The sequence below is a fragment of the Neorhizobium galegae genome, from assembly GCF_017877055.1.
Classification (GTDB): domain Bacteria; phylum Pseudomonadota; class Alphaproteobacteria; order Rhizobiales; family Rhizobiaceae; genus Neorhizobium; species Neorhizobium galegae_D.
Map to the genome: position 1 here is coordinate 135,438 of NZ_JAGIPG010000007.1, position 17,296 is coordinate 152,733.

The window sequence follows — 17,296 nt, forward strand, 5'->3', positions numbered from 1 at the left end:
AGCGACCTGGATCAGATCGGGTAATGTCCCGGCTGCGTCTCAATGGTGATCCAGCGCAGTTCAGTGAATTCCGCGATGCCCGCTGGACCGCCGAAGCGACCATAGCCGGACCCCTTGACGCCGCCGAACGGCATCTGCGCTTCGTCGTGAACGGTCGGTCCGTTTACGTGGCAGATGCCCGATTTGATACGGCGGGCAACGCGAAGACCGCGCGCTGCGTCGCCTGTGAACACCGAAGCCGACAGGCCGTATTCGCTGTCATTGGCCAGTTCGATGGCATGACTTTCGTCGCGTGCGCGCAGCACCGCGACAACCGGACCGAAGCTTTCCTCACCATAAAGGCGCATGTCTTTGGTAACGCCATCGACCACCGTCGCCGGCATCAGGACACCCTCTGCGGTTCCACCAGTCGCCAGACTTGCGCCCTTGGAAACAGCATCCTTCACAAGCGCCTGGACCTTCTCGATGGTTTCCGTACCGATCACCGCGCCGAGAGGCGCTTTGCCTTCCGCCGGATTGCCGGCGACTAGCGTGGCAGCCTTGGCCTGGAATTTCTTCACGAAGGCATCCGCAATAGCGTCGACGACAATGATGCGCTCCGTCGACATGCAGATCTGGCCCTGGTTGAAGAAAGCGCCAAAGGCAGCCGCCGCCACGGCTTCATCGAGATTGGCATCGTCAAGAACCACGAACGGCGCCTTGCCCCCAAGCTCCAGCAGGACCGGCTTCAGATGATCCGCCGCACGACGCGCGATCATCTTTCCGACACCCGTCGAGCCCGTGAAATTGATGCGGCGGACGACAGGATGATCGATCAGCGCATTTACCACTTCGGCTGCATCCTCCGGAGCGTTGGTGACGACATTGACAACGCCTTCCGGGAAGCCCGCAGACTGAAAGCATTCGACGATCAGGCTATGCACCGCCGGGCATTTTTCCGAAGCTTTCAGCACGACCGTGTTGCCACAAGCGAGGGCGGTTGCGATAGCGCGAACGCCAAGGATAATCGGGGCGTTCCAAGGCGCTATGCCCAGGCAGACGCCAACAGCTTCGCGCACCGACATGGCATGGCATCCGGGCTTGTCGGAGGGAATGACCTCTCCCTTGATCTGTGTCGTCAGCGATGCCGCCTCGGCGATCATGCTTGCGGCCAGCATCACGTTGAAGCCGGCCCAGCTTGCGGTCGCACCGGTCTCGGCCTGCATGAGCGCGACAAACTCGTCTTTCTTAGAGGCCAGTGCCTGCGATGCCTTCAGCAGCAGCTGCCGCCTAGCATTCGGGCCGGTCTCGGACCAGGCAGGGAAAGCCGCAGCGGCTTTGTCCGCCGCGGCATTGGCCTCCACAGCGGTTGCTGCCTGCGCCGTGCTGGCTATTTCGCCAGTTACGGGGTTGAGGCGACCGAACTGGCCGGATTTTCCGGAAGTGGATACGTTCTGCTGCATTGCAGCCTCCGTCTGTCAGTTAAGCTGAAGTCTTGTTAAGCCACGAGCTTCGGAGCCGCGCGGAAGCCGGCCTTTTCGATGCCGGCGATGGCGCAAAGCTCGTCATTGTCTCCGATATCACCCGAAATACCGACGGCGCCGATGACGCTACCTGCCTCGTCGAGAATGAGAACGCCGCCCGGTGACGGCACCATGCGCCCCGCGCTGACCGAAGCAAGCACGGTGATGAAGGCCGGATTTTTCGCAGCACGCTCGGTCAGTTCGCGGGTGCCGAAGCCCATGCCGAGCGATCCCCAGGCCTTGCCATAGGCGATGTCGAAACGGACGATGCCGGCACCATCCTCACGCTTGTAGGCGACCAGGTGCCCGCCTGCATCGAGCACCGCCACAGCGAGCGGAGCAAACGAGCGGGCACGGGCTTCGGCGATTGCGGTATCAATGATGGTTGACGCGTCGGTGAGCTTGAACATGTCTAAATCCAGTAAGTTGAGAGGAGAGGAAACTACCGGCTGACGGCCTGCCAGCGCAGAAGACGTCTTTCGGCAAAGGAAAGCAGACGGCTGCCGACAAGTCCGATCGCGCCAAGGATGACGATGCCGGCGAACAGATCGGGTGATCGGAAGCTGCGGCTGGCCGCCAGAATGCTCTGGCCAAGTCCCTGGCGGCTCGCCAGCATTTCACCGACCACGGCGAGAATGAGCGAGATGGTCAGGCCCAGCCTCAAGCTTGCGAGGATCATCGGCATTGCGCTTGGCAATGCGAGTTTCCAGATCACCTGGGCGCGGCTGAGGCCAAGTAAGGCGCTGACTTCATAGAGACGAGGCTCCATCGCCGCGAAACCATGAATCGTAGCGAGCAGCATCGGCCAGAGCGCCCCGAAGGCGATCACGACCAGAACCATGTTGTCGGAGAAACCTAAAAAAGCGATGGCGATAGGAATCATGGCTGAAGCGGGCAATGGCCGGAGCAGCTCGAGCGTCGGGGCGATGAACGCCCGCGCGCGCCGGGACACGCCGATCAATACGCCGAGAAAAACGCCCACGAAGGACGCGAGCAACCAGCCCAACAGCATCCGCTGGACCGTCTCCAGGGTTTGCGACAGCATGGCACCGCCGGAAAGGCCCTTTACCAGAGCGGCGTAAGTCCGCTCCGGACCGGGAAAGAAGATCGGCGAGACGAGTTTCGCGTCGGTAACGAGCTTCCATGCCAGGATGAAAAGCGCCAAAGCGCCGCAGCCGAGGAACAGCTTGCGAAGGGAAAAGTGCTTCATCGTCCCTCTCCTTTCACAAAGACCGGAAAGAAGGCGCGCTGCACCGAATTGAGCAGCAAACTGATCAGCCAGCCGATAGCGCCGATCCAGATCAGGTAGGCGAACATTTCCGCTGGCCGCAACGCCTGTTGCGCCATCATGATTCCATAACCGAGACCACGGGGATTGGCGGTAATCTCCACCGTTACAGCCACGACTAGCGCGTAGCCGGCAGCAAGCTTCAGCGACATGAAGAGCTGCGGCAGTATCGCGGGCAGCACGATCTTCGTCAGCCGGGCCAGGAAGCCGAGCTGCAATACGTCCGAAACCTCCATCAGGCGCGGTTCCACTTCCTTGACGGCGGCCCGCGCCAACACGACAGACGGCCATAACAGACCGAGTGCGATAATGACGATCTCCATTTCCGCACCGAAGCCCAGCAGCATCATGACGACCGGTATCAGCGCGACGACCGGAACCGGCCTCAGCAGCTCGATGGTGAGATCGAGCGCGTCGTCGGCAAGGCGGGAAAGGCCGAGAACGATGCCGAGCAAGGACCCCGCCCCGACGCCCAGAATACAGCCGGCCGCGGCCGCTTTCAGCGTGTCCAGCGTCGCCCCCAAGAGAGACCCGTCGGCCATGATGGAAACGAAGGCCCGTGCGATATCGAACGGGCTGGCGAGAGTATCGCTCTCCAGTTGGGTAACAGTTGCTGCGACCTGAGCCAGAACGATCAACGTGACCGGCAACAGCGCCGCGCGCCAACTGTTTTTGAGGAGACCTGCCGCCCTCACTGGTGGTCGTCCTTGATGAGGTCGTAAAGCTCGCGACGCAGACGCAGGAATTCCGGATTCTCCCGGGTCAGCAACTGGTTGCGCGGCCGCGCCAGCCGAACATCCACGATACGGCCGACACGCCCCGGATTGGGCTGAAGGCAGATAATGCGATCGCCGAGATAGATCGCCTCTTCGAGATCATGGGTGACGAAAACCATGGTGGCGCCGGTCGTTGCCACCAGTCCAAGAACCTCGTCCTGAAGCGCTTGACGCGTCATCGCGTCCAGAGCGCCGAACGGTTCGTCCATCAAGAGCACCTTCGGCTCCTGCGCCAGACAACGAGCGATCTGCAGACGCTGCTGCATGCCGCCGGACATCTCAGCCGGATATTTATCGGCATGCCGGCCAAGGCCGATTTTCTCCAGCATTTCGCGAGTGATCGCGAGTCGCTCGGCGCCGGGGCACCCCCGGGCCTCGAGTGCCAGCGAGACATTGCCGGCTGCTGTGCGCCACGGCAGGAGTGCCTTTCCATAGTCCTGAAAGACGATCGCGACGGAACGGTTGGGTCCGCCAAGCACAGATCCGTCGAGTTCGACGCTGCCGGAGGTCGGTCGGGCAAGTCCCGCCAGCATGCGTAGCAACGTCGTCTTGCCGCAGCCGGAAGGCCCGATGACGCAAATGGTCTCGCCCGGCGCGATATCAAGACTGATGCCACCGATGATTTGCAGTGAGCCATAGGAAAGCGTGACGTCGAAAATACGAATTCGCGCTTCGCCGGATGCCGGAGTGGAGTTGCCCTCGCCATGCCGCGGGCGGGTGGAAAGCTGCGTCACAACCACGTTATGCTCCTTTCACGAGAGCCGCGTGCGGCCCGCCACCCGCACTCTTTTGAAAGCCGTAAGCATTCATTTTCGCGAAATAGGGCATGCTCGGATGAGCCTCGAAACGCACATGACAGTCTATAACCGCCGGGAGCCCGGAGGCGATGGCACGTTCAAGCGCAGGGCCGATTTGGTCTACCGTCGTTACGCGCTCCCCATGGCAGCCGAAGCCGCGGGCCACATCGGCATAGTCCACGCCGTCGAGATCGGCGCCTAAAGAGAAATCGTAGGTCTTGCGCTGCCCCATCTTGATGACTCCCCAGGAGGCATTGTTATGGATGATGTTGATAATCGGCAGCCCATAGCGCCTCGCCGTATCCAGTTCGGAAAGCGTGAAGCCGAAGGCGCCGTCGCCGCAGATGTTGAAGACAGGCCGCTCTGGATGGAGGAGCTTGAGCGCCACTGCATAGGGAGTGCCGAAACCCAGCTGGCACATGCCTGGTTCATGGAAGCGGGTTCGCTCGATAGTCGCTGGCGTCAAATCGTTGCTCCAGAAGGACGTATGACCGCCGTCATAGGCAATCAGCGAGTCTTCCGGCAGAAGCTTTCCAAGTGCCGCGCCGAGGCGAGCCGGATGCATGATCGTTCCGTCGTCCTCGTTCATGCGGTCGAGCTTGCCGCGATAGCTGGCATAGACGTCGCGCAGCCGTGCAAGCCATTTAGACCGGTCGGGCGCGGCACGGCCCTTGAGTGCCACGATAAGATCGGCCATCGCACTTCTTGCATCCGCCCAAATGCCGAGCGCATGGGGAGTGTTCGCACCGAGGCTCATTGGATCGATGTTGATGTTGATGAGCTGGGCACCGCCCCTTGCAAGCGCGCCGCCATCGTCCCAGAGCCAGGAGGAGAAGCGGCAGCCGACTGCCAGAATGACGTCCGCCTCCGCCAGTGCAGCCGGAATGGCGTCGCCGCCGATGATGCCGCCGTGGCCGATGAAAAAGGGCGAATCCGACGGAACCGTTCCAATGCCCATCTGGGTTGCAAGTGCCGGAGCTTTCATCACACCAATGAGTTCGCGGAACAGGTCGCCGCCATTCGCCGAGACGACGCCGCCGCCTGCGACTAGAACCGGACGTTGCGCTTCAGCCAGCATCTCCGCCGCGCGGGTGATCTGAGCGGCGGAGGCTCTGGGGCCTTCGACAGCACGGTAAGCCTCCGGCGGAAGAGAAAGGGCTTCCTCCTCGAAGTCGAACTTGGCGGCGAAAATCTCCTGCGGCACATCGACATGAACTGGCCCACGTCGCCCGGTCAGCGCCTGCCGGAAGGCATCGCGCACGAGATCCGGCAAACGGCGTCCATCATGCACAACAGCACTCCACTTGGTGAGCGGCTTCAGCAGCGCGTGAGTATCAAGATCCATGAACATGCCACGATTGGGATAGGACGCGGCATGATGGTTGTTTGACGTGACCAGCAGAAGCGGCAGGTTGTTGTTGAAAGCCGTACCGAGACCGCCGATCAGATTGGAAGATCCGGGTCCCATTTCGCCGAGCGCCACGCAGATCCGTCCGCTGGCCGCCGCGATGGCAGCCCCCATCAAAGGTCCGCATGCCTCATGGCGCACACCGAGATAACGGATCGACGGTTCGCGAGAGATCGCATGAAGAAGTGGGTTCAACTTGCCGCCGGCGATGCCGAAAACGAACGGAACGGCTTCTGGAACGAGCAAACGGGTCAGCGCTTCCGCGCCGGTCATCTGGACCATGATATCACCTGTAAAACTGGGAATATGGCCGGGGAGCCTTGATGCACCCCGGCCGCTTCGGCTCAGGGTACGATCAGACCGGCAGTATCGATACTGCCGGTCAACAGGCCCTCATCGCGCATGGCCTTGTCGAAGAAGTCAAGACCTTCCTTGGTCGGGACCGTCTTGCACTCCGGCAATTCGAACGTGCTGAGCACCTCGATAGGTAGCCTGGTGTACTTCGAAAGTATCTCGCGGGTTTTGTCGGGGTTGGCCTTCACAAACGCTGCCCCTTCGGCCAGACTTGCCTGAAAAGCCTCGACTGCGTCCGAATTCGCCTTCGCCCATTCCCGAGTTGTTGCGAAGGTCGTGTATGGCAGGTTTTCAGGGAGCTCTGACATATAGTGAAATGCGACCTTGCCGTTTGATTGGCTGACCGCCCGCCCAAGCGAAGGCTGGCCGGCGATGATCGCATCGATCGTGCCACCCTTCAACACGTCCGCGGTGTTGGGGATGGGAACTTCGATGAAGGTCAGCTTCGTTTCCGGGATATCCTTGAGCTTGAGCCACTGCTTGAAAAGGACGTCGATTGTACCGTTGGTACCTGGAGCACCAATTTTCTTTCCCTTGAGGTCTTCCGGCTTCGATATCTCGACGCCAGCGCGAACGGCCAGGCCCATGTTTTTCGCTGTGCGTGCGGAAGTGACGCCACAGGTGCCAACGACGACGAGATCCATCCCACTGTCAATCGCCTGCAACAGAACTGTCGGCGAGATGGCGGCAATCTGATGGGATCCTGAAACCAGGGCGGCAACCATTGCCTGGTTCGAGGTGCTGGGTAACGCCTCAAATTTGAGACCGTTCTTGTCGAAAATGCCGAGCTCCTTTGCGACAAACACCGCTTCTACCTCAGCGATCGGCGGTGATCCAAAGGTTATGCTGGTTTCGGCAAGTGATGGTACCGCACCCGCGGTAACAAAGCTGGCTATGAGAATTGCGGGCTTGAACATTAATGACCTCCTCCACGATAGGTGGGCTCCTCAACCCTGCGCGACTATCCCAAGTGCGTCGCCTTACATCAATAGACAGAACGACAGTTCAGATATAACTTCAAATGCATATCGACGTGACGATAGAAGCGGGATGGAGCGATGAACCTGCGGAAATGGGAATACTTCCTGAAGGCTGCGGAGTTTGGAAATCTCTCGCGCGTCGCCGAGAAGCTTGACATTTCACAGCCTGCACTCAGTCGACAGATTACAGCCCTGGAGCAGGAACTGGGCGCCACGCTGTTTCACCGGACAGGACGTGGCCTGGTGTTGACTCCAGCCGGCGAGATATTCCGGGCCAGAGCCGAATCGATCCTCGATGAGATTGGCAGGGTTCCGGAGGAGGTGACGCACGCAACCAATACGCCGTTCGGGCGATTGGCATTCGGTGCTCCTCCGTTCATGGGGCATATTTTGATTGGTGAGCTGGTCGCAAGCTATGTCAGAAATTTTCCCCACGTCGCGCTTCGCGTCCGGGGCGCTCATTCGTTTCATCTGAGGGAGGCTCTTTTCTTTCGAGAAATCGATGTCGGCATCCTGGCAGCGCCCTTGTCCGAACCGGAACTGCACATCGAACCCTTGCTGAAGGAGCAAATGTTTCTGGTGGGCCCCAAGGATAGTGGCCTTTCTGCCGATCAAGCCGTGACCTTGCATTCGGTTGCGGACAGACCGCTGATTCTGACGCCGCGGCCTGATGGACTGAGAATGCTGATAGACGGTGAACTCGGACGAATTGGTCGCAGGCCCAGGATCGCTGTCGAGACGGAATACGCTCCTGTCGCCGATCTCATCCGGCTTGGCGTTGGCTTTACTCTGCTGCCGTACTGCTCCTTGATAAACTCACCCTTGAGCCACCTGGACTTTGCACCCGTTGAGAACCTGGAGATTACCTGGCTGATCGCACTGTTACAAAACGCGGAGCGGACACTGGCGACAAGACGATTCATAGAAATGCTGCAGATGTCGGCAAAGGAAAGCATTCGATGCGGCCGTTGGAAAGCGACCTATATTGGTCAGTAAGCTCAGACGAAACTCAGCATGGCAGGTTTGGTGCGGCGGATTGAAGCTGCAATCGCCTGAGAGTGATCGGCTGGCCCTGCCGCACATTTTCGAATTTCATTGGGATGCCCAATCATGACAGCCCTTAACCCACGGCACTTGAAATATCTCCAGGTCGTTGCGAAGGCCGGGTCGCTGCTGGCTGCCGCAAAGGCGCTCAACATCGCCCAACCTTCCCTCTCCGTCAGCATTTCGCGCATGGAGGATATTGTCGGCCAGAAGCTGATGGATCGGGGACGGCACGGCGCCTCATTGACAAAGGCGGGGCAGATACTGGTTCGGCATGCCGAATCTGTCGACAATGCCCTGGAAAATGCCCTGGCGGAGTTACGTCTGTTCTCCCTCGGCGTTAGCGGCCCAATGGTCATTGGCGGAACACCGCTGGCGACCGCCAGCATAATTCCCGAGATCCTGTCCAAGCTGGTGCCGGATTTTACACCGATCCGATGCGACGTGGTGGAGGCGTATGACGAGGACCTGATCAAGGGCCTGCTGAACAACGAGATCGATGTGGTGATTTCCTCGATGCGAGCCGAGGTGCTCGAATCGAACGGGACTGGCCTCATAGCCAGCGAACCGATTTTTTCGGCGCAAACCTCCGCCGTCGTTCGAAGAGGGCACCCTTTTGCCTTGGAGAAGACATTGTCGCTGCGGGATCTGCAGCATGCCCTGTGGGTTTTGCCGCCGCGCGGAAGCATTATTCGCACGCTGATCGATTCCGGCTTCATGGTTACTGGCCTTCCCGTGCCACAAAATCTGATCGAGGCCGCACCGTTTGGCGTTCTGAAAGAAATCGTCAAGCAGACCGACGGTGTCACCATCCTCTCCGATCACATTGTCAGAGCGGAGCTTGCCGAAGGATCCCTCGTGACTGTTGCGCTGGCGGAACGCATGACACCGCGCGTTTTCGGGATCCACCGCCTAAAGTCCCGAGACCCCAGTCCCGTTGCAAAGCGCTTCATCGAGATCGCCAAGCAGATAGGCGCCGAACTCAAGTGATTGGCGGCGGGATTTGTATAGCTGAATCCTATATAAAGCTCATATATCCGTATTTTACATAATAGCGGTGATCTCGCACTATCGCGGAAAATCTGAAGGGCCAAGGAGGAACCATGGTACTCGACAGGTTCCCCGCATCCATCCGCATCCATCTTGTCGGCGATTTTCCGCTGCACAATGAGCACGAGATTTACAAGCTGTGTCATGCAGAGCTCGGTGCTCGGCTTCTCTACTATCCCGATACGCGCGTCGTGGACGGCGATCACATCAGGACATGGTTGGCCGGAGACCACGAGGCAGCCCGGCTTTCCAACCAGGCGCGCAACTCGCTCAATGCCCTCAAGGCGTTGAAGGAGGCAGTCGGCCTGCAATCAGGCGCCCGCGCCACTCTCAGCATCCTGGCTCCGTTTCGGATATCGCGTTTCGCTAGGCCTGGGCACCCGGGCGTACCGGACGCGGATGGGGCCTACGGCGCATGGCTGACGAAAGAGATCGAACGGGTCGTAACAGAACTCGCTTCGTCTTCTGCCGACCTGGCGGTCCAGATCAAGCTGCCTTTTGCCGACCTGGCCGAGGCCGCGGGAACCGATACGGCAAACGGTACGCTCTCAGACGCTCTTTTGGATTCCGTCACAAATATCATCGATGCCGTGCCGGAAACCATTCCGGTCGCGGTGCACATGAATTGCCGGGACGGTGCGGGCTTCAAGATCCAGCCGATGCATTTTGTGGATATGGCAGAGTTGTCAAACCGCCTGCAGGAGCGGTGCGTCAGGCGGATCGATCTCCTGCACATCCCGGTTCCGCTCGTGGTGTCCGACGAGAGCTTCTTCGCACCCCTGCGGCGCCTTGCTCTACGGTCAGAGAGCCGGCTCTGCCTCGGCCTGATCCACCTGTCGGACGGAGTGGAAGGTGCGATGCGCCGCATCGCGCTTGCCCGGACAGGCTTCCCGGAGTTCGCGCTTGCTGCGCGCAGTGGATTTGCCGCCCGCGAACCCGCCGTGATCGCCGATTTTGTAAAACTCCATGCCGACGTGGCTTTGGCATGTGAATCCTGATGCAGTGGAGATTGCCATGAAGAAATCGATCAAAGCCTATAACTGGGACGATATCCCTGAACGTGAACTCAAGCCCGGCATCATACAGCGTGGCTTCCGCGGCGATGGTGTCATGGTGACCTACAACTACCTGCAGCCCGGCTGCAAGGGTTCGCCGCACAGCCATCCGTTCGACCAGATTTTCATGGTGATCCAGGGTCGAGTCACGTTGCATGTCGAGGAACAAACTTTCGACTGCAAACCGGGAACGGTGATCCGCATCCCGCCTCATCACACACACTATGTCGATCCGCCGTCTCCCGAGGATGGGGTGGCCATCAACGTCGATATCTTCGGTCCGGCCCGTGAGGACTACCTCAACATCGTCGCCTATCAGGACGACGATTTCTCGAAGTGATGCCGTGGGAGAGCAAGTCGTGAGAATTTCGGTAAAGAGCGTCCAAAGCGTCGAGATAGAAATGGCGGACCCTGAGCGTGCGGCTCGATTCTATGTCGATGTGTGGAAGCTCGAGATCGTCGCCCGGGACCAAGGAAGCATTTATCTGCGCGGCACGTGCGATGCACATCACATCCTGGCAATCCATCCCGCGAAAGGTCCCGGCGCCGTCCGTCGGACCGTGATGGATGCCGCAAATCGCGATGTGGTGGATGCGTTGCATGCCCGTGTCGTGACGACAGGCGTTGCTGTCGAAAATCCCGGGCTTCTGGGTCGCGTCGGCGGCGGATACGGCTTCGGTTTTGAGGATCCCGAAGGTCGGGCGTTTGCGGTGGTCACGGACGATATCCGTCACAAGCCTGCTCTCGGCTCGAGCAATCATCCAATCAAGATCGCCCATATCAATTTCAATGACCCGCAACCGGAAAACCTCGTCTCCTTTCTCGCCGATGCCCTCGGCTTTCGCGTCAGTGATCGTGCAGGACGACAAATATTCCTGAATTGCGACAGCCCGGACCACAGTTCGATCGTGGTCTGCGAAGCGCCGTGGCGCACCCTCAACCACCTCTCCTTCGAAATGAAAGATCTCGATGCGGTCATGCGCGGCGCCGGTCGGATGATCGACGCGGGCTATCCGATCGAGTGGGGCCCTGGTCGCCATGGATGTGCGCACAACACCTTCGCCTATTTCGCAGGGCCGGAGGAATTGCCTTTGGAATACACGTCCGACGTTGACCAGATTGACGACAATTACGAGTACCACGGTCCGGAGTACTGGGCCTGGCCACCTGGCCGGCTGGATCATTGGGGCGTGACGCCGCCACACACCGCGCGCTGGAAGCGTCTTCAGGATCTCTACGCCTTTGCGAAGGATGCGTATCATATCAACCCGTATCCGAGGGGGGAGCGGGTGTCGGCGTCAAGCAACCAAAATGCCTGATTGAACCAAGTTACCGTCTGTGGAGGAGGGGCCGGACATGAATGCCCAAACAAGAGTGGATGTCGAGCAAGTGCTCGGCCAGATGCCTGTCGGAGGATACCGCATCGCCGTATTTGCGCTGGCGGTGCTGCTCGCGATGCTCGATGGCATCGACAACGTGACGCTCGGCCTCGTCGCTCCGGCATTGTCCGCCGAGTTGCGAATTCCCAAGACCGACCTCGCTTCCGTTTTCACGGCAACGCTTGTCGGTTTGACCGTCGGAGCAATGGTCTTCGGACCGGCTGGCGACAAGTGGGGACGGCGTCCCGCAACGCTTGCCTGCACGGCCTTCTTCGGCATCTTCACCCTCGCCATCCATTATGCGCAGGGCTTGAACATGCTGATCCTGTTTCGCTTTCTCGCAGGGATCGGCATTGGCGGGTTGCTGCCGAATATCTGCGCCCTGGTATCGGAATATTCGCCGAACAAGCACAGACAGACCGGCGTCCTGGTGGTCAGCGGCGGCATCGCCGCAGGCGCGATGCTCGGCGGTATTCTGGCCTCATTCATCGAGCCGGCATTCGGCTGGAGGTCGCTATTCATGGTCGCGGGCGGCGTAACGATCGTCGCGCTGGTGGTCGCGATTGTCCTTCTGCCGGAATCGATTCGCTTCCTGATCGCCCGCAACCCGGCCCATCCGGACGTGCATCGCCTTCTCAAGCGGGTCTCGCCCGTGGCTGACATGCCGCAGAACGCCCGCTGGATCGTCAGCGAACGACCAACGGCAGGCACTTTCCGGGAACTGTTCGCAGGCGGGATGGCGGTTACCACCATCGTCCTGTGGGTCAGCTACATCCTGATCCTTTCAACGATGTATCTGCTGTTCCAGTGGCTTCCGACCCTGGCGCGGGAATTCGGTTTCTCTCCGGCGATGGCGACTTATGCGTCGACCGTATTCAATCTCGGCGGCATGGTCGGTTCGATCGTCCTCGGACCGATGGCGGCAAGATGGGGCGTCTACAGGGTTTCAGCCATCAACTTTCTGGTCATCATTCCGGGAATGATCGCCCTAGCCTCGTCGCGCGATATGCAGATGCTTCTGCTGTTCAGCTCCTTCGTCACCGGCTGGACGATCATGGGCGGCCTTGGCGTCATCAACGCTCTGACGACGGATGCCTATCCGACCGCAAGCCGTTCGACCGGCCTTGGGTGGGCTAGCGGCGTGGGCCGGCTTGGATCCTCGTTCTCGCCATCCTTCATTGGGTGGCTGATGGTATCCGGCGGGTGGGCAGCCCACGACATCCTGATGCTACCGATCGTGCCGGCGACCATCCTCACGATCGCCGTGGTGACCGTCGGCATGCTCAACCGCAAACAGGCGACAAACGTGAGCGGAATCGCTGCCACGCATATCTAACAAGGAGTATTTGGCGATGCGGTATGTTCAAAAATTGAAATCGGACATCGACGCGGAGGACTCGTCAGAGGGCCGGACTGCCGTCGTCGACTCGCTGAGCGCGATCGGAACATGCCGCATCGACCACATTGTTCTCTCCGCAGCGGCTTCACCTGTCCACCTGCATTCTCCGACCGAGGAAAGGTTGATCTATGTGCTTGCGGGGGCGGCCTCGCTCAAGGAGGGCCCGAATGTATTCCGGCTCGAAGCAAACGATTTCCTGTTCGTACCGAGGTCACGCACCATCGTCGTGATGGCAACCGACAGCTCGGCACGGCTGCTCGACATCCAAGTACCGGTTTCGAGAGAGTGCCTCTCACCCGATGAGGCAAAGGCACCACCCGCCATCAAGGGCCGCGTCGATGAAAATGCATTCTCGGTTCATACCACTCATGGTGCCGAAGGCAGGGCTTTCGATACCCAGACACTTGTCGATCGCAAGATGGGCTCCAAAAACATCAAGGCTTTCGTTTCGCTCGTTCATCCCGGCAGCGGAATGGGACTGCATGTCCACCCGTTTGACCAATTCTATTACGTCCTGCATGGACAGTTGTCTGTGCGTCTCGGCTTCGATACCAGCCGGATGAGCGAAGGCAATATCGTCGTCTTTCCCGCCGGGCTGATCCATAGCAATTCCAACGATGGCGCAGGCCCCGCGCTCTTGCTGACAATCAACGTTCCGGAAGTGCCTGCTGGCACCAAAGGCGCCTACTCCATCGATCTCAACAACTAAAAGCAAAGAGATGAGAATGAACGACTACCAGGTCATCGTTATTGGCTTCGGCCCGTCTGGAGCCATGGCTGCCAACCTCCTTGGCAAAGCCGGTATCACCACACTCTGCGTCGATCGCACCACGGAGGTTTACGACAAGCCCCGCGCGATAGCTCTCGACCATGAAATCATGCGGCTGTTTGACAATATCGGCCTCCGCGAGGACATCGAGGGGCACGTCGCCCCCTTCGATCTCTCGGAACATTTCGGGGTCTCAGGGCAGCTATTGCGCCGTGTCGGGATGGTCGGCGCGCCCTACCCGCTCGGCTATACGCCGACCATGGTCTTTACCCAGCCGCCGGTGGAGAAAGCACTTCGAACCCATGCGGCGCAGTGGTCGAGTGTGACCGTCGCGCTCGGAACAGAAGTCACTGCTGTTTCGAATGTCTCGGACAAGGCCGTCGTCTCATTGCGGGAGTCGGACGGGACCGAACGAAGCGTCTCGGCAGACTACGTAATCGCCTGCGACGGCGCCTCCAGCGAGACCCGTGCGCGGCTCGGCTTGACGCTGGAAGATTTGAATTTCGATGAGCCTTGGGTGGTGGTCGATGTTCTTGTCAATCCGGACAAGCTCAATCGCGTTCCAGTCAACTCGTCGCATTTCTGCAATCCCGAGCGTCCGGTGGCCTACATCGTCGGCCCTCAGAACCACCGGCGCTGGGAGATCATGTTGCGGGAGGATGAAAACCCGCGCGATGTCGAGAAGCAGGAATGGGTATGGAAATTCTTGGACCGTTGGATCACGCCGGACGATGCGACGATCTGGCGCTCGGCCGCCTACCGGTTTCATGCCCTGGTCGCCCAAAAATGGCAAGAAGGGCGCTTCTTTCTGGCCGGTGACGCCGCCCACCAGCAGCCGCCGATCCTTGGTCAGGGTATGTGTCAGGGGATGCGTGACGTCGCCAATCTCTGCTGGAAGATCGAGGCAGCCCTAAAAGACAATGCCCCGTCGGAGCTTCTCGACACCTACGGCAAGGAGCGTCGTGAACACGTTCGCGAACTGATCTTGAAGATCAAGGAGATCGGTGCGGTTCTGTGTGAACGCGATCCAGAAGCCGCAATATGCCGCGACGAGCGTATCCTGCTGGAAAGCGATGGATTGCCGAGGACGATCTTTCGCCAGTCGATCATCCCGCCAATCCGTCAAGGCCTCATCGATTCGACGAGCGGTGCCGGAACCGGCGAGCTCTTTCCGCAGCCGAAAGTGATGTCTCGCGGCAGAGAAGGACTGCTTGACACCATCTGCGGCGGCGGGTGGCGGATGATCGTCGATGCCCGTCGCTTCGGCGCGCTTTCGCCCTCTATCGCCGATAAGGCCCGCCAGCTCGGAATGACCGTACTGTATCTGGGCTCCATCGATGTTCCCTCCGATGGCGAAATCATACCTTTGGTCGAAGACAGCGGTATTCTCGGCCAGTGGTTCGACCAACAGAAGACAAGCGCGGCGATCGTCCGACCGGACCACTATGTCTATTCGGTCGCCACGAGCGAAGAGAGCATCGAACGCCATCTCCACGATTTGGGCGCCCGTTTGCGGCGCGTCATTCCCCAATCGGTCACCGTAGAGCGGGTGGCTTAAGGTTAAATGCCAAACGGGACGCTGCGAAGTTTCCTTTGTTACATGCAGCTCGGAAGAGGAAATGTCGAAGAGGAAAATGCAGGCTCAATGATCGAGCCAAGGATGGCGTGGAAGGTATATTTCGCCAGCCCCTCAGAATCGCCATGCGGCAACCCTTGACTGCAAAGTCTGTGTTATATGTCAATGCGCCGTTCGCAGGTCATCCCAGGCGCCGACGACATTAAAGTCGTGATTGCGCCGATCTTTGAAGTCACGATCGCGATGCCCAGCCGAGGCGTTGTCACGTTGTTTGGTTGAGTACGCATGACGTGCTTTCCCTTGAACTCAGACAGCTGCTGCGGTCACAGCTTTCAACTGCGCCATTGCACGAATTCGATGAATGTGGGTGTCCAGGGCTGAGCGTTTACGGTGCGGGGCGACGAAGAGATTTCTGACCGCGGAAAAGACCGAGATGAAACGTTGCAAGCCTTCGAAAGATCGGAAACCCTGCATCACCTGCTCTCGTTTTCGGAGCGGCAGATGGGAGTTTTCCGCGCGATTGTTCAGGCCTTTGTGCGATCGATGTTCGACAGCGGACATCACATCTCGCTTCGCTTACGGCCGCCGATGGAAATCACCACTTCATCCAGGTGCCAGACATCTTTTCGGGACGGCTTCTTTCTGCGCAACCGCGTGGCGTATGCCGCTCCGAATTCCCCCCAACCTGCGCGACGCGACAAAGCGAAGCGCGGCAGTAACCACTTGGACAGATGACGGACCGATCAGTTTGCGGCGTCCGTAATACTGACGGAGCCCGAGATGGAAGCGCTTGCGCCGCTCGCATCCTCGGTCCAAGGCGTGAGCGTGTAACTTTGGCAGGCAGCGCTGCCGGTGACGGCGCTTGTTGCGCGCATGCCCGGACCGGCCTCTCAGCGAGGCAGGTGCCGCCAGATGCCGGCGCAACAGGGCCAGCTTCTATTTCCCGATGCCGCAACGATGGATGGAGGGCTCACATGAGCATCGACGGCGCATGATGATCACGGGGTCACAAAGCTGAAACGAGCGGGGCGAGACATTATTCAACAGCCTGGCCAGCAGTCGTTTTGCTGCCTGGTGTCGTGAGGCTTCCATACGATTTCATCGAGAACATACCCGTCGTCCGCGCGGTATCAGGATACAGGTGGTACATGCTGTATTGGATTTAGAGTGAGTCGTCCGATTGACAGCCCGCCATGTCTTCGCTGCGACCTCGCAGACCCAGATCGCGATAGAATCTCAACCCATTGAGTTCAGCACCATATCGGCAGCCAGTACCGCTTTTGAAAAATCTTGACTGTCTCCCGATGGGTCGCAGCCGAGCAATATGCGGAGAACGTCGGCACCAAGAAGACAGTCCACGTACCTGCGAGACAGGATATCGGCATCTCCGGAGAAATGAGGAAACCCGATCCTGATGACTTGCAACGCCAGTTCTTCGAAATGTTGTATGAACGCCTTGTAGGCGAGTGGTAACAGAGCCGGAAAAGAACCTGCCTCGGCGATTACAAGGCGCATCAGTGCGATGCTGTCAGGATGCAGAATCTTGAGACGCATCTCGGTGCCGCTGGTGATCAGCATCTTTCGGACCGGCAAGTGCACGAGACTTTCATAGTATTGCCGCTCATTTTCATCGCGGGCGCGGCAAGCGTCCGTGACCGTTGCCGCAAAGAGGTCCTCCTTGCTTTCTGCAAACCTGTAAAGTGTCATGAGCGAAATAGCAGCGGCTTCAGCGACTGTTTCCATCGTGGTGCCGGCATAACCGGTTCTGATGAAACAGCGTTTGGCTGCTTCGATGATCTCGCTCTTTCGCCTCGCCATAGCCTTGGCCTTGGGGTGACTTTCCGGCCACTCACGCATGCTGTTGACTCCATATGATAGTCTGGACTATCAAATTCATAGTGTTCAATCACGGCGGGGTT

The 17,296-nt window shown here is 59.2% G+C and carries 16 protein-coding genes and 2 pseudogenes; 8 read left to right on the forward strand and 10 right to left on the reverse strand.

The features are described 5' to 3' along the window. Nucleotides 1-11: 11 nt before the first annotated feature. The 7 genes from J2857_RS29820 to J2857_RS29850 form a co-directional block, all read right to left on the reverse strand. Nucleotides 12-1,442 (reverse strand): aldehyde dehydrogenase, encoded by a 1,431-nt coding sequence (locus J2857_RS29820; RefSeq protein WP_210013679.1) that lies wholly within the window; start codon nucleotides 1,440-1,442, stop codon nucleotides 12-14. A 35-nt stretch (nucleotides 1,443-1,477) separates the two neighbouring features. Continuing rightward, a complete protein-coding gene (locus tag J2857_RS29825; RefSeq protein WP_210013680.1) occupies nucleotides 1,478-1,912 on the reverse strand; it encodes a GlcG/HbpS family heme-binding protein in 435 nt (144 codons plus the stop codon). A gap of 32 nt (nucleotides 1,913-1,944) precedes the next feature. Next, nucleotides 1,945-2,712: an ABC transporter permease gene (locus J2857_RS29830; protein ID WP_210013681.1), complete on the reverse strand. Its 768-nt coding sequence runs from the start codon at nucleotides 2,710-2,712 to the stop codon at nucleotides 1,945-1,947. After that, nucleotides 2,709-3,485 carry an ABC transporter permease gene (locus J2857_RS29835; RefSeq protein WP_210013682.1) on the reverse strand — a complete coding sequence of 259 codons (777 nt, stop codon included), beginning with the start codon at nucleotides 3,483-3,485 and terminating at the stop codon, nucleotides 2,709-2,711. The genes J2857_RS29830 and J2857_RS29835 overlap by 4 nt, the downstream gene beginning before the upstream one ends. Then, nucleotides 3,482-4,306 (reverse strand): ABC transporter ATP-binding protein, encoded by an 825-nt coding sequence (locus tag J2857_RS29840; protein ID WP_210013683.1) that lies wholly within the window; start codon nucleotides 4,304-4,306, stop codon nucleotides 3,482-3,484. Before J2857_RS29840 ends, J2857_RS29835 begins: the two co-directional genes overlap by 4 nt. Before the next feature lies 1 nt (nucleotide 4,307). Further along, nucleotides 4,308-6,053, reverse strand: coding sequence for a thiamine pyrophosphate-binding protein (locus tag J2857_RS29845; RefSeq protein ID WP_210013684.1), 1,746 nt, complete (start codon nucleotides 6,051-6,053; stop codon nucleotides 4,308-4,310). 62 nt (nucleotides 6,054-6,115) lie between these two features. After that, nucleotides 6,116-7,042, reverse strand: a complete 927-nt coding sequence (locus tag J2857_RS29850) for an ABC transporter substrate-binding protein (protein ID WP_210013685.1) — start codon at nucleotides 7,040-7,042, stop codon at nucleotides 6,116-6,118. Between the two features lie 141 nt (nucleotides 7,043-7,183). Here J2857_RS29850 and J2857_RS29855 point away from each other — a divergent pair, with 141 nt between their 5' ends. From J2857_RS29855 to J2857_RS29890, 8 genes are all read left to right on the forward strand, one after another. After that, complete coding sequence (locus tag J2857_RS29855) at nucleotides 7,184-8,101, forward strand: LysR family transcriptional regulator (RefSeq protein ID WP_210013686.1); 918 nt, start codon at nucleotides 7,184-7,186, stop codon at nucleotides 8,099-8,101. Between the two features lie 114 nt (nucleotides 8,102-8,215). Next, entirely contained in the window at nucleotides 8,216-9,139 is a 924-nt protein-coding gene (locus J2857_RS29860; RefSeq protein WP_210013687.1) for a LysR family transcriptional regulator, read from the forward strand. 113 nt (nucleotides 9,140-9,252) lie between these two features. Further along, nucleotides 9,253-10,197 (forward strand): hypothetical protein, encoded by a 945-nt coding sequence (locus J2857_RS29865; protein ID WP_210013688.1) that lies wholly within the window; start codon nucleotides 9,253-9,255, stop codon nucleotides 10,195-10,197. Between the two features lie 16 nt (nucleotides 10,198-10,213). Next, nucleotides 10,214-10,594, forward strand: a complete 381-nt coding sequence (locus J2857_RS29870; protein ID WP_210013689.1) for a cupin domain-containing protein — start codon at nucleotides 10,214-10,216, stop codon at nucleotides 10,592-10,594. A 19-nt stretch (nucleotides 10,595-10,613) separates the two neighbouring features. After that, a complete protein-coding gene (locus J2857_RS29875; RefSeq protein ID WP_210013690.1) occupies nucleotides 10,614-11,573 on the forward strand; it encodes a VOC family protein in 960 nt (319 codons plus the stop codon). Nucleotides 11,574-11,610: 37 nt separating this feature from the next. Then, nucleotides 11,611-12,969 carry an MFS transporter gene (locus tag J2857_RS29880; RefSeq protein WP_210013691.1) on the forward strand — a complete coding sequence of 453 codons (1,359 nt, stop codon included), beginning with the start codon at nucleotides 11,611-11,613 and terminating at the stop codon, nucleotides 12,967-12,969. 16 nt (nucleotides 12,970-12,985) lie between these two features. After that, entirely contained in the window at nucleotides 12,986-13,741 is a 756-nt protein-coding gene (locus J2857_RS29885) for a cupin domain-containing protein (protein ID WP_210013692.1), read from the forward strand. A 64-nt stretch (nucleotides 13,742-13,805) separates the two neighbouring features. Beyond that, nucleotides 13,806-15,359, forward strand: a complete 1,554-nt coding sequence (locus J2857_RS29890; RefSeq protein WP_348635752.1) for a bifunctional 3-(3-hydroxy-phenyl)propionate/3-hydroxycinnamic acid hydroxylase — start codon at nucleotides 13,806-13,808, stop codon at nucleotides 15,357-15,359. Between the two features lie 324 nt (nucleotides 15,360-15,683). On the opposite strand, the pseudogene J2857_RS29895 reads toward J2857_RS29890, so the two are convergent. The 3 genes and pseudogenes from J2857_RS29895 to J2857_RS29900 all read right to left on the reverse strand — a co-directional run. Further along, nucleotides 15,684-16,060: pseudogene (locus tag J2857_RS29895) on the reverse strand (DDE-type integrase/transposase/recombinase); the annotation flags it as partial. 358 nt (nucleotides 16,061-16,418) lie between these two features. Continuing rightward, nucleotides 16,419-16,495, reverse strand: a pseudogene (locus J2857_RS31595) (IS6 family transposase); the annotation flags it as partial. Nucleotides 16,496-16,613: 118 nt separating this feature from the next. Next, nucleotides 16,614-17,234 (reverse strand): TetR/AcrR family transcriptional regulator, encoded by a 621-nt coding sequence (locus J2857_RS29900; RefSeq protein ID WP_210013694.1) that lies wholly within the window; start codon nucleotides 17,232-17,234, stop codon nucleotides 16,614-16,616. Nucleotides 17,235-17,296 lie beyond the last annotated feature (62 nt).